Here is an 11657-nt window from a genome sequence, read left to right as displayed (position 1 = left end):
CCCCGGTGGTGGCCAGCAGGGCGGTGCTCCGGCTGACGACCCGTGGGCGACCGGCGCTCCGGCCGGTGGCCAGGGCGGTGGCCAGGGCGGTGGCGGCTGGGGCGGAGGCTCCGGCGGCGGCGGTGGCGGCGGCTACTCGGACGAGCCCCCCTTCTAGACCCTTCGGACCGGAACACCGGTCCTTTGGTCGAGGGCGGGGCCGTACCCCAAACTTCTTGATCACACAGGAGAAAAACCATGGCGAAGCCGCCTGTGCGCAAGCCGAAGAAGAAGGTCTGCGCTTTCTGCAAGGACAAGGTCACGTACGTGGACTACAAGGACACGAACATGCTGCGGAAGTTCATTTCCGACCGCGGCAAGATCCGTGCCCGCCGCGTGACCGGCAACTGCACGCAGCACCAGCGTGACGTCGCCACGGCTGTGAAGAACAGCCGTGAGATGGCGCTGCTGCCCTACACCTCCACCGCGCGCTAAGGGAAGGGTGACCTACTCATGAAGATCATCCTCACCCACGAGGTCTCCGGCCTCGGCGCCGCGGGCGACGTCGTCGAGGTCAAGGACGGCTACGCTCGCAACTACCTGATCCCGCGGAAGTTCGCTATCCGCTGGACCAAGGGCGGCGAGAAGGACGTCGAGCAGATCCGTCGCGCTCGCAAGATCCACGAGATCCAGACCATCGAGCAGGCCAACCAGGTCAAGGCCCAGCTCGAGGGTGTCAAGGTTCGTCTGGCTGTCCGCTCCGGCGACGCCGGTCGTCTCTTCGGGTCCGTCACCCCGGCCGACATCGCTACGGCGATCAAGGCTTCCGGTGGTCCCGAGGTCGACAAGCGCCGCATCGAGCTGGGTACGCCCATCAAGACGCTGGGCTCTCACGAGACGTCCGTGCGTCTGCACCCCGAGGTGGCCGCCAAGGTCAGCATCGAGGTTGTCGCGGCGTAAGCGCTGCGCTCGCTGAAGCGGTATGTGGGGCCGCACCCTTCGGGGTGCGGCCCCATCTGCTTGCCGGGTGTTACAGGGAGAGGCGAGCCCGTCTCGGGCGCCCCTGGTTTCCCCCTGTTTCACGTGAAACAGGGGGAAGCGAGCGGTGTTTCACGTGAAACACAATCGGCTTGATTCAAGCGGCAGGTCGTCCTGCCTCACGGGACCCGGCGCTCTGGACTGCTCAGCGGGTCGCACCCGTGACGATCCAGTGGCCCGAGCGGGAGCGCAGCCACAGGGTCAGCATGCGCATTGACATCATCAGCACCATCGCTCCCCAGAGCGCCGCCAGGCCACCGCCGACGGCGGGAACGAGCAGTGCCACGGGCGTGAAGACCGCCAGAGTCGCCAGCATGGCCCACGCCAGATACGCACCGTCTCCGGCACCCATCAGTACGCCGTCGAGAACGAAGACGACGCCGGAGATCGGCTGGGAGAGCGCCACCACGAGGAGGGCGGGCAGCGCGGCCTCCTGGACGACGGGGTCGCCGGTAAACAGAGGGATGAATACAGGACGGCTGACGATCACTAGCAGCCCGAGTGCTATCCCGGTCACAACACCCCACTGAACCATGCGGCGACAGGTCTCACGGGCACCTTGTGTGTCGCCTGCGCCGAGATAGCGGCCGATGATGGCCTGTCCCGCGATGGCGATCGCGTCGAGGGCAAAGGCGAGCAGGCTCCAGAGGGACAGAAGGATCTGATGCGCGGCGATGTCAGTGTCCCCGAGGCGGGCGGCGACCGCAGTGGCGATCATCAAGATCGCCCGCAGTGAGAGCGTACGAACCAGGAGCGGTGCCCCGGCCTGGGCACTTGCCCGTATGCCGACGGCGTCCGGTCGCAGGGACGCGCCGTGCCTGCGTGCTCCGCGGACCACGACCCAGAGGTACACGGCGGCCATGCCGCACTGAGCGATGACGGTGCCCCACGCGGAGCCCGCGATTCCCAGACCGGCGCCGTAGACGAGAGTCGCGTTGAGGGCGGCGTTGGCCACGAAGCCGACGACGGCGACGTACAGCGGAGTCTTTGTGTCCTGGAGTCCGCGCAGGACACCGGTCGCGGCGAGCACCACCAGCATCGGCGGGATGCCGAGCGAGGAGATGCGCAGATATGTCGTCGCGTACGGGGCGGCAGTATCCGAGGCGCCGAGCACGCCCACCAGCGCGGGTGCGCCGGGCAGGACGACGGCGACCACCACAGCGCCGAGCAGAAGAGCGAGCCAGATGCCGTCCATGCCTTGGCGGATGGCGGCCCGCGGATCGCCGGCGCCCACGCGGCGGGCGACCGCGGCCGTGGTGGCGTAGGCGAGGAAGACGAAGATGCTCACTGCGGTGGTGAGAAGGGCGGAGGCGACACCGAGACCGGCCAGCTGCGCGGTGCCGAGATGGCCGACGATCGCGGTGTCGGTCATCAGGAAGAGGGGCTCGGCGACGAGTGCGCCGAAGGCCGGAACGGCCAGCGCGACGATGTCTCGGTCGTGTCGGCGTCGGGTGGCCTTGGTCGCCGTAGGAGCCTGTGTCATGGCCATCAATCTAATCGTCCACAGGTAAGAGATGCAATCGCACTGTGACCCTTACCCCTTGCCTGCTCGGGCGTGTCGCGACGGACCGTTCGCGAGGATCTTGATCTGGCCGGGCAAGTTTTTCTTCTGCACAGCCAGTGGATGGGAAAACCGCAGTTCAGACAGGTTGGGGCCGGGTGGCTCGGGGGCTTGTTCACAGGCCTGTCCACTGCGTCGTGCACAGGTTTTGCAGAGTTCTCCACAGCATCGGGGCTGCTGTCCACATGGCCTGTGGATAACCAGATTGGCTGAAGGTGCCGACGGGCCTACGGTGGTCCGGCGCCCGCTCCGTCTTCCGCCCTCGGAACCCATGTGAAACCGAAGCCTTGGAAGCGGAGGTGGGCCTCTCATATGTCAGTGCCGTGCCGTATGAAAAAGGGGCACGGCGAGGTCCGCGCTGCGGACGTGAGGAGGCGGCCCGGTGAGCATTTCCGAGCCCTTGGACGAGCCGTGGGCCGACAGTGGGCCCAGCGATCGTCTGCCCGCCTCCCGTCGGCGCGGCAATGGTGGCCGAGGCAGGGACGAGCAGCACGACCGGGGTCGTGAGGACGGCGCCTGGGACGGTGGGAGTCCGTCGTTCGAACGCGTACCTCCGCAGGACCTCGACGCCGAGCAGTCCGTTCTTGGTGGCATGCTCCTGTCCAAGGACGCGATCGCGGACGTGGTCGAGATCCTCAAGGGCCACGACTTCTACAAACCCGCGCACGAGACGATCTACCAGGCCATCCTCGACGTCTACGCCAAGGGCGAGCCGGCCGACCCCATCACGATCGCCGCCGAGCTGACCAAACGCGGCGAGATCACCAAGGTCGGCGGTGCCCCGTATCTCCACACCCTTGTCCAGACGGTGCCGACGGCGGCGAACGCCGAGTACTACGCCGAGATCGTCCACGAGCGGGCCGTTCTGCGCCGCCTGGTCGAGGCCGGGACACGTATCACACAGATGGGATATGCGGCCGAGGACGACGTCGACGAGATCGTCAACAGAGCCCAGGCCGAGATCTACGCGGTCACCGAGCAACGCACCACCGAGGACTACCTGCCGCTCGGCGACATCATGGAGGGTGCGCTCGACGAGATCGAGGCGATCGGCTCACGCTCGGGGGAGATGACCGGGGTACCGACCGGCTTCACCGACCTGGACCAGCTCACCAACGGTCTGCACCCGGGCCAGATGATCATCATCGCCGCCCGTCCCGCCATGGGTAAGTCCACCCTGGCTCTGGACTTCGCCCGTGCCGCCTCCATCAAGCACAACCTGCCGAGCGTGATCTTCTCGCTCGAAATGGGCCGCAACGAGATCGCGATGCGTCTGCTGTCGGCCGAGGCGCGTGTGGCCCTGCACCATATGCGGTCCGGCACCATGACCGACGAGGACTGGACCCGGCTCGCCCGCCGTATGCCGGACGTCTCGGCGGCGCCGCTCTACATTGACGACTCCCCGAACCTGTCGATGATGGAGATCCGCGCCAAGTGCCGCCGCCTCAAGCAGCGCAATGACCTGAAGCTCGTCATCATCGACTACCTCCAGCTGATGCAGTCCGGCGGCTCGAAGCGGTCCGAGAGCCGCCAGCAGGAGGTCTCGGACATGTCGCGAAACCTCAAGCTGCTGGCCAAGGAGCTGGAGCTGCCGGTGATCGCGCTGTCCCAGCTCAACCGTGGCCCCGAGCAGCGCACGGACAAGAAGCCCATGGTCTCCGACCTGCGTGAGTCCGGATCGATCGAGCAGGACGCGGACATGGTGATCCTGCTGCACCGCGAGGACGCGTACGAGAAGGAGTCGCCGCGCGCGGGCGAGGCGGACATCATCGTGGGCAAGCACCGTAACGGGCCGACAGCCACGATCACCGTCGCCTTCCAGGGCCACTACTCACGCTTCGTGGACATGGCGCAGACCTGATAAATCCGCTCGACTCCTGATACGGAGCCCGGTGGACTGGGCCCATGACAACACCTCAGGAAGAGCTGCTTCCCACCACTCGTCGTGCCCTGCTGCACCGCATCGCGGTGGCTCAGGTCGAGGGGCGGGCGCCGTCGTTGGTCGCAGCGGTCGTCCGGGGCGGCGGGGCGGTGTGGACCGGGGCGCGGACATGTGTGGAGGGGCACGCTCCAAACGAGGAAACGCAGTACCGGATCGGTTCGATCACCAAGACCTTCACGGCGGTCCTCGTGCTGCGGTTGCGCGATGAGGGCGTCTTGGACCTCGGTGACCCGCTGGAGAAGCATCTGCCGGGCACACGTGCGGGGGAGTGCACGATCGCCGAACTGCTCTCCCACACAGGCGGGTTGGCGGCGGAGTCGCCCGCGCCCTGGTGGGAGCGTACGCCCGGCTCGCTGCGTCCGGAGCTGGCCGATGTACTCGGTGAGCAGCCTCACCGGCATCCCGTCGGCCGCCGCTTCCACTACTCCAACCCCGGCTACACGCTCCTGGGCGCGCTCGTCGAGGAGCTGAGGGGAGCCCCCTGGGAGGACGTGCTGCGGCGTGAGGTGCTTGAACCGCTGGGGCTGCACCGCACCAGCGTCGACCCGCGGGCGCCCCACGCGGGTGGATGGGCCGTTCACCCCTGGGCGGACGTGATGCTGCCGGAGCCCACCGAGCATCTGGGGCGCATGGCGCCGGCGGGACAACTCTGGTCTACCACAGGTGACTTGGCCCGCTTCGCGGTCTTCCTGACCAACGGCGATGACCGGGTGCTGAGTGCGGAGTCCGTCCGTGAGATGCGGGCGCCTGCCGCGCCGTCCGAGCCGGCGGATGTGGCAGCGGGCGCGGCATACGGGCTCGGTATGCAGCTCCAGCAACGCCACGGCCGCTTTCTTGTCGGGCACTCCGGATCCGTGCCGGGCTTTCTCGCGAACCTCACGATCAGCGTCGAGGACGATGTGGCGGTCATCGTGCTGGCCAACTGCACCTCCGGCTTGGTCGTGACGACTGTTGCCGCTGACCTCGTACGCATCGTGGCGGAGGCCGAGCCCCGGATTCCCGAGCCCTGGCGGCCGCTGCCGGAGGTCGATCGATCTGTACTGGAGTTGGCGGGGCCGTGGTACTGGGGCACCTACGCCTTCGCACTGCGGCTCGTCGCCGGAGGGGGAGTTTCGCTGGATCCGCTGTCGGGCAACGGCCGCGGCTCACGGTTCCGTGCGAATGGTGACGGCACCTGGACCGGCCTCGACGGATACTACGCAGGAGAGCCGCTGCGGGCCGTACGGCGGCCCGACGGGTCCGTGGACCATCTGGACCTCGGGTCGTTCGTGTTCACGCGGCAGCCGTACGACGAGCGGGCTTCGGTGCCCGGTGGGGTGGATCCCGAGGGGTGGCGCGGGATCTCGTAATCCCGACTGCGCGCTCACAGGCCTTCTTGGGGGGCGTTACGACGGGGTGCTGTTTCACGTGAAACAGCACCCGCCACGTCACAGAGCAACGGAGAGCCGACCCTCGTCAGATCGGCAACTTGAAGCCCACGTGGGAGGCCTCGAAGCCCAGACGCTCATAGAACCGGTGGGCGTCGGTGCGGGTCACGTCGGAGGTCAGCTGGACCAACTGGCATTCCTGGCGCCGGGATTCGTCGATCGCCCACTGGACGAGCCGCGTACCGAGGCCGCTGCCGCGTTCGTCGGCGTGGACACGGACCCCCTCGATGATCGAGCGGGTCGCGCCTTTGCGGGACAGCCCGGGGATCACCGTGAGCTGGAGCGTGCCAACAACGCGGTCCTCACGCACGGCGACGGCCAAGTGCTGGTTCGGGTCGCCATCGAGGTGCTGGAAGGCCGCCAGGTACGGCGTCAGGTCGTCCGGTGACTCCCGCTGAGCACCCAGTGGATCGTCGGCGAGCATCGCGACGATGGCGGGTATGTCGTCGGCGACGGCCGGGCGTATTTCAAGATTTCCCATGGCCGCAGACTAAGCGGGTGTGCTCAACGACTGCCTGGGCGAGGTCGGTGAGCGCGGGATCCGTGGCTGACATGCCGTCTCCTCCGTCCCGGAGCGGCTGAGACCGGGATAGAGGAGACACAGCAAGAGACCGCTCTTGCGGACATCGAGCGCGTGCAACAACTTGGGCCCGGTACGGTCCTCAGCCCGCCGCCACTGTCAGCGGAGCGAAGCGCCGGCTCCAGTCGCCCGGCAGTTCGGAGATCCCGTACGTCATCACCGCGTTGAAGCCCACGGATGCGAGTCCTCGCTCCTTCAGCCAGGACAGCAGCCCGTCATGGCGTACGTCGATATCGGTGCGCAGAGGACGGTCGGTGTGGGCGGCCAGAGACGCGATGAGCGCTTTGGCCGTGTCCGTGTCGCGTCCGATCAGGGGGCCCACGACGTGGGTGTCCATGTTCGGCCAGGCTGCCGCGTACCCGATGATCCGGCCGTTCTCCTCGGCGACGCGGAGGTGGTCGGCGAAAGCGGGGAGACGCGTGATCATATGGGTGCGGTCGGAGCCGAAGACCTCTTGGTCAAGCTGGAGGATGGTGGCGATGTCCTCAGCCGTTGCGGAGCGTGTGGCGACCCTGGGCTTCGGACCGTCGGCCGCGAAGCGGCCCCTGACCATCTCGACGCGACCGGTGACCTTGAAGCCCAGCTCCTCGTAGAGCGGTTGGCCGAACGGCGTCGCGTGGAGCGTCAGCGGGGTCGTGCCCATCTCCGTCATAACGTGGCGCATCAATCGGCGGCCGACGCCCTGGCGGGCGTGGCGCCCGGCGACCAGCACCATGCCGATCGCCCCCAGATCGGGGCGGTCCCACGGGCCGTACTCGGTCACGATGCAGGCGGCTACGAGACCGCCATCGGGGTCGTCAATGCCGTATCCCTTTCCCGCGATGAGAAGCAACCCCCATTTGTGTTCTTCACGGGGCCAGCCCCGGTCCTCGGACAGGTCGGCGCAGGCGGTGAGATCGCGAGGCGTCAGACGGCGGATGGGCAGAGCGGTGAGGGAAGGTGTCGACACGCAGGTCAGGCTGTCTGACCTGCTCCCCTGGCGTCCACCGGTTTGCAGAGAGACGTGCGCGCTTTTGGCCATGTCCTGCCCAAGCCCATAACAAGCGGACGAATGTTTCACGTGAAACAAGGAGCAGCCACCGATATGCCGGCATCCGGACCCACCCTGCCCCGGAGCCGACCCCACGTCCCTGTCCCGCAGAGGACACACCGCTAGCCTCAGCCCCCATGACCCGACTGCACCTCTTCGACCTGGACGGAACCCAGCTCCATGGCACGGCGGCGAGCGAGGGGAGTACTGCGCTGTCGTCTCGCTCTCGCCGTCCTTCTTCGTGGAGCGGCTCACGGCATGGGGCGCGCACGCCGCGTACGGTTCGCGGTTCCCGGATGTGCCCTTCACCGCGCCCCTTGACCAGGCGGGGATACTGACCCCCACGACCAAGGTGGAGATTGCGGAGCGGCTCTGTGCGGAGTTCGGCGTCACCCGCGCGGACTGCGTGGCGTACGGTGACTCACGCTCCGACGCGGAACTCTTCGGTGCCGTGCCGGTCTCGGTCGCGATCAACGCGGATGACCACCTCGTGGGTCTCGCCACGCACTCCTATGTGGGGTTGGATCTGTGGGACGCCTACCAATTGGCGTGCCGCGCCCGATGGTTGAGGGAACCGGGGGTTCGTGGCCACCTCTCTTCCAGCGAAGAGAGCGAAGACAGGGGGTACTTGTGCGTGGGACGCCTGCCGGTATGGTCGAGTCCGGTTCGTGTCCGGGTGAGGTGCGTACGTCTCGCGGGTCATGAACGCAGGCCAATGCAGCTTAACGGGACGGAGAGATCGAAGACCCGCATTTTGCGCTAAGCGACCAGGGCGCCGGTGCACGGTGGGACGCTGCGGTGTGAGTACTGCGGTCCATCTCACACTCTCGCTTACTTGCCCGTACGCAGCGGGAATCCGGGTTGAATGTGGCCGCTTGGCCGACGGGGACCGAACGGGGAAAGCAAGGCCGTCTGCGGGGGACGACAGGCAACTCCCGACCGGGGAAGTGCGCAGAACGACCGAAAGATGTTCGAGGCGAGGCACACCATGGACGCTCCGACCACCGCGTCGGCCGACAACGGCACGTCCGGCGGCAACGGCACGGGCGGCTGGTTCACCCCGCGCAAGCAGCCGGCACCCGCCAGCGGCGAACAGGAGACCGAGGGCAGCCGTCTGGCCGGGCTGCGCCCCGTGGGCCGGCCTGTGGAGGGTGAGCCCGCGCGAAGCGGCGACCTCGACACGGGCGGAAGCGCAGATACCCAGGAGCGAATACCGGGCGTGGACGTGCCGGTGTCCTCCGACACTCCGGCACCGGCTCCCGCACCCCAGCAGGAACGCCTGGCCGCCCCCCTCCCGGCACCTGCCACCGTGACAGGAACCAGGCTGGAGCCTGCCCGTTCCGCGCCGCCGCGTTCCCCCGCCGAGGAGCGGTTGCCCGCCCAACGTGCCGCACTCGCTCCTGAGACATCCCCCGACGCCCAGCTCATCCGGCGGACCATGACCGAGGTCGGTCCGGTCGCCGACAAGGTCACCTCGTACTTCTACGCCCTGCTCTTCGTGCAGCATCCCAAGCTGCGTTCGCTCTTTCCGCCGGCGATGGACACCCAGCGGGACCGCCTGCTGAAGGCGCTGCTGACGGCGGCCGAGCACATCGACAACACACCGGTCCTGGTCGAGTACCTGCAGAACCTGGGCCGGGGGCACCGCAAGTACGGCACCCGGCCCGAGCACTACCCGGCTGTCGGCGAGTGCCTCATCGGGGCACTGAGCCGGTATGCCGGTGCCGTCTGGAGCGAGGAGACCGAGGCGGCCTGGGTCCGGGCATACACGACGATCTCCCAGGTGATGATCGACGCGGCGGCCGCGGACGAGCTGCGGTCCCCGCCCTGGTGGATGGCCGAGGTCGTCTCCCACGAACTCAAGACGCAGGACATCGCGGTCGTCACGGTCCGGCCCGACCAGCCGTACCCCTTTCTCGCCGGGCAGTACACAAGCCTGGAGACGCCCTGGTGGCCGCGGATCTGGCGCCACTACTCGTTCGCCTCGGCGCCTCGCTCCGACGGGCTGCTGTCGTTCCATGTGAAGGTGATTCCGGCGGGCTGGGTCTCCAGCGCGCTGGTGCACCGTGCCCGTCCCGGTGACGTCATACGGCTCGGTCCGCCGGCGGGGTCGATGACGGTCGACCACACCAGGGACAACGGACTGCTGTGCCTCGGCGGTGGCACCGGCATAGCGCCCATCAAAGCCATGCTGGAGGATGTCGCCGAGCATGGTGCGCGCCGCCCCGTCGAGGTGTTCTACGGAGCTCGCACCGACCACGACCTGTACGACATCGACACCCTGCTGCGGATGCAGCAGCGCCACGCGTGGCTGCAGGTCCGGGCGGTCGTGGACCGGCACGGGCTGCTCCAGCTCACCGACGCCGTACGCGACTACGGGCCGTGGAACGAGTACGACGCGTACCTCTCGGGCCCGCCCGGCATGATCCGCAGCGGTGTGGACACATTGAGGGACATCGGTATCCCATCGAGCCGTATAAGGCACGACTCGGTGGAAGAGCTGGTCGCGGCCGGAGACTGAGCCCGTCCGGGTCAGCCCAGGTCAGGAGCGTGCATCGCACGGACGCCCTCGATATTGCCGTCGAGGTAGTGCCGCAGGGACAGCGGCACCAGGTGGACGGAGGCGATTCCGACCCGGGTGAACGGCACACGGACGATCTCGTAGCCACCGAGCGGATCATCCACCTCGGGGCCGTGCCGCTGGGAGGTGTCCATGGACTCCAGACGGCAGACGAAGAAGTGCTGGACCTTTACGCCGGTCGCGCCGCCGTCCTCACCGATGTGCTCGACGGTGTCCACGAAACAGGGCACCACATCGGTGATCTTGGCGCCCAGCTCCTCGTGCACCTCGCGATGGAGCGCGTGGACGACGGTCGGGTCCCCGGGCTCGACTCCACCACCGGGTGTGACCCAGTAGGGATCGACGCCGGGCTTGGTTCGCTTGATCAGAATCAGGTCATCGCCATCGAGCAGCACGGCGCGGGCGGTGCGCTTGACCACGGGTCGGACGGTCATGGGAGGAATGTGGCCCGGCTGGTTCCACGTGAAACATCGCGAAAGCCCGGAATGGAAGCTCGGGAGAGGAAGAGCCCCTCCCTGGACGCATGTCGAGCACGTCACTCCCGCATGGCCTTGATCCGACCGAGCTACGACCAGCCCGAGGCCGTGCGCAGCAGTCGCTCGTGCGCCCGTGCGACGTGCGGCATGGCCAGGGTGCCGGTGCGGACCACCAGGAAGTACGTCCGCAGGGGCGGCACCGCCGGTTCGAGGAGCGCCATGACGTCGCCGCGCTCCAGGGCGGACGCGCACAGATAACGGGGCAGTACGGCGAGACCTGCACCGGTGGCGGCGCAGGCGAGCACCGCGCGGAGATCGGGGACGATGACGGTTCCCGAAGCGGCTGGGCGTGAGTCGAACACCGAAGCCCAGTAGCGGGCGACGAACGGCAGCGACTCATGCACCTCGACCACGGGAAGGTTCTCCAGCGCGTGCGCGCCCTTGCGGTGCAGCTTGGCCGCGTTGACACGGGAGGCCCAGCTGGGAGCTGCGACCAGGACGTGCTCCTCGTCGCAGAGCGGAGTCGCGGTGAGCAGAGCGCCACGCGGCCGGGCCGTCGTGATGGCCAGATCGTGATGTCCGGCGGCGAGCCCGTCCAGCGTCTCCTCGGCGTTCCCGAACGAGGCCCGAAGCGAGAAGCCCTGTCCGTCCTCACCGGTCAGCTCGGTGAGGGCGGGCAGGGCGCGTTCCGCGGTGAACTCCGGTGGCCCGGCCAGGTGCAGGGTTCGTAAGGAGGAGTCCTCGTCGAGCCCGGTCTCGGCGATCTCCACCAGGGCGTCGAGGTGGGGGGCCGCCTTGTGGGCGAGCTCGTCGCCGATCGTCGTGGGGGTCACTCCGCGGGCCTGGCGCAGGAAGAGCGGGCGGCCCAGCTGCCGTTCCAGCGTGCGGATCTGTGAGGTGACGGCCGGCTGCGAGAGACCCAGCAGCGCGGCGGCGCGGGTGAAGGAGCCGGCCCGGTGCACGGTGACGAACGTGCGCAGCAGGGCCAGATCCATGGTGCTCCCTCCCCTCCCATCCCATGAGCGCCCAACTATAAATAAGTC

The 11657-nt window shown here is 68.0% G+C and carries 10 protein-coding genes and 1 pseudogene; 6 read left to right on the top strand and 5 right to left on the bottom strand.

Going from position 1 to position 11657, the window contains the following annotated elements:
- The first annotated feature begins 237 nt into the window (after positions 1 to 237).
- Entirely contained in the window at positions 238 to 474 is a 237-nt protein-coding gene (gene rpsR / locus FNH04_RS02655; protein ID WP_003949403.1) for a 30S ribosomal protein S18, read from the top strand.
- A gap of 18 nt (positions 475 to 492) precedes the next feature.
- Positions 493 to 939, top strand: a complete 447-nt coding sequence (rplI, locus tag FNH04_RS02650; protein ID WP_152779882.1) for a 50S ribosomal protein L9 — start codon at positions 493 to 495, stop codon at positions 937 to 939.
- 223 nt (positions 940 to 1162) lie between these two features.
- Here the strand turns inward: rplI and FNH04_RS02645 are convergent, their stop codons facing one another.
- Positions 1163 to 2509 carry an MATE family efflux transporter gene (locus FNH04_RS02645; RefSeq protein ID WP_152779880.1) on the bottom strand — a complete coding sequence of 449 codons (1347 nt, stop codon included), beginning with the start codon at positions 2507 to 2509 and terminating at the stop codon, positions 1163 to 1165.
- Positions 2510 to 2960: 451 nt separating this feature from the next.
- On the opposite strand from FNH04_RS02645, the gene dnaB reads away from it, so the two are divergent.
- Together dnaB and FNH04_RS02635 are read left to right on the top strand one after the other, a co-directional pair.
- A complete protein-coding gene (dnaB, locus tag FNH04_RS02640) occupies positions 2961 to 4439 on the top strand; it encodes a replicative DNA helicase (protein WP_322722515.1) in 1479 nt (492 codons plus the stop codon).
- Between the two features lie 44 nt (positions 4440 to 4483).
- A complete protein-coding gene (locus FNH04_RS02635; RefSeq protein WP_152779878.1) occupies positions 4484 to 5869 on the top strand; it encodes a serine hydrolase domain-containing protein in 1386 nt (461 codons plus the stop codon).
- A gap of 106 nt (positions 5870 to 5975) precedes the next feature.
- Here FNH04_RS02635 and FNH04_RS02630 read toward each other — a convergent pair whose 3' ends face one another.
- Together FNH04_RS02630 and FNH04_RS02625 are read right to left on the bottom strand one after the other, a co-directional pair.
- Positions 5976 to 6428, bottom strand: coding sequence for a GNAT family N-acetyltransferase (locus FNH04_RS02630; RefSeq protein ID WP_152779876.1), 453 nt, complete (start codon positions 6426 to 6428; stop codon positions 5976 to 5978).
- Between the two features lie 181 nt (positions 6429 to 6609).
- Entirely contained in the window at positions 6610 to 7476 is an 867-nt protein-coding gene (locus FNH04_RS02625) for a GNAT family N-acetyltransferase (RefSeq protein WP_322722514.1), read from the bottom strand.
- A gap of 280 nt (positions 7477 to 7756) precedes the next feature.
- Here FNH04_RS02625 and FNH04_RS47250 point away from each other — a divergent pair.
- Both FNH04_RS47250 and FNH04_RS02615 read left to right on the top strand, forming a co-directional pair.
- Positions 7757 to 8119 (top strand): annotated as a pseudogene (locus FNH04_RS47250) (HAD family hydrolase); the annotation flags it as partial.
- 405 nt (positions 8120 to 8524) lie between these two features.
- On the top strand, positions 8525 to 10078 hold the full coding sequence (locus FNH04_RS02615; protein ID WP_152779872.1) for a globin domain-containing protein: 1554 nt from the start codon (positions 8525 to 8527) through the stop codon (positions 10076 to 10078).
- 11 nt (positions 10079 to 10089) lie between these two features.
- On the opposite strand, the gene FNH04_RS02610 is transcribed toward FNH04_RS02615, so the two are convergent.
- Positions 10090 to 10572, bottom strand: a complete 483-nt coding sequence (locus tag FNH04_RS02610) for an NUDIX domain-containing protein (RefSeq protein WP_152779870.1) — start codon at positions 10570 to 10572, stop codon at positions 10090 to 10092.
- A 131-nt stretch (positions 10573 to 10703) separates the two neighbouring features.
- Complete coding sequence (locus tag FNH04_RS02605; RefSeq protein ID WP_152779868.1) at positions 10704 to 11609, bottom strand: LysR family transcriptional regulator; 906 nt, start codon at positions 11607 to 11609, stop codon at positions 10704 to 10706.
- Between the last annotated feature and the right edge of the window lie 48 nt (positions 11610 to 11657).

This window comes from Streptomyces phyllanthi (genome assembly GCF_009377205.1).
Classification (GTDB): domain Bacteria; phylum Actinomycetota; class Actinomycetes; order Streptomycetales; family Streptomycetaceae; genus Streptomyces; species Streptomyces phyllanthi.
The sequence above is the reverse complement of the archived record's forward strand: the minus strand, read 5'-3'. Positions and strand labels throughout refer to the sequence as shown.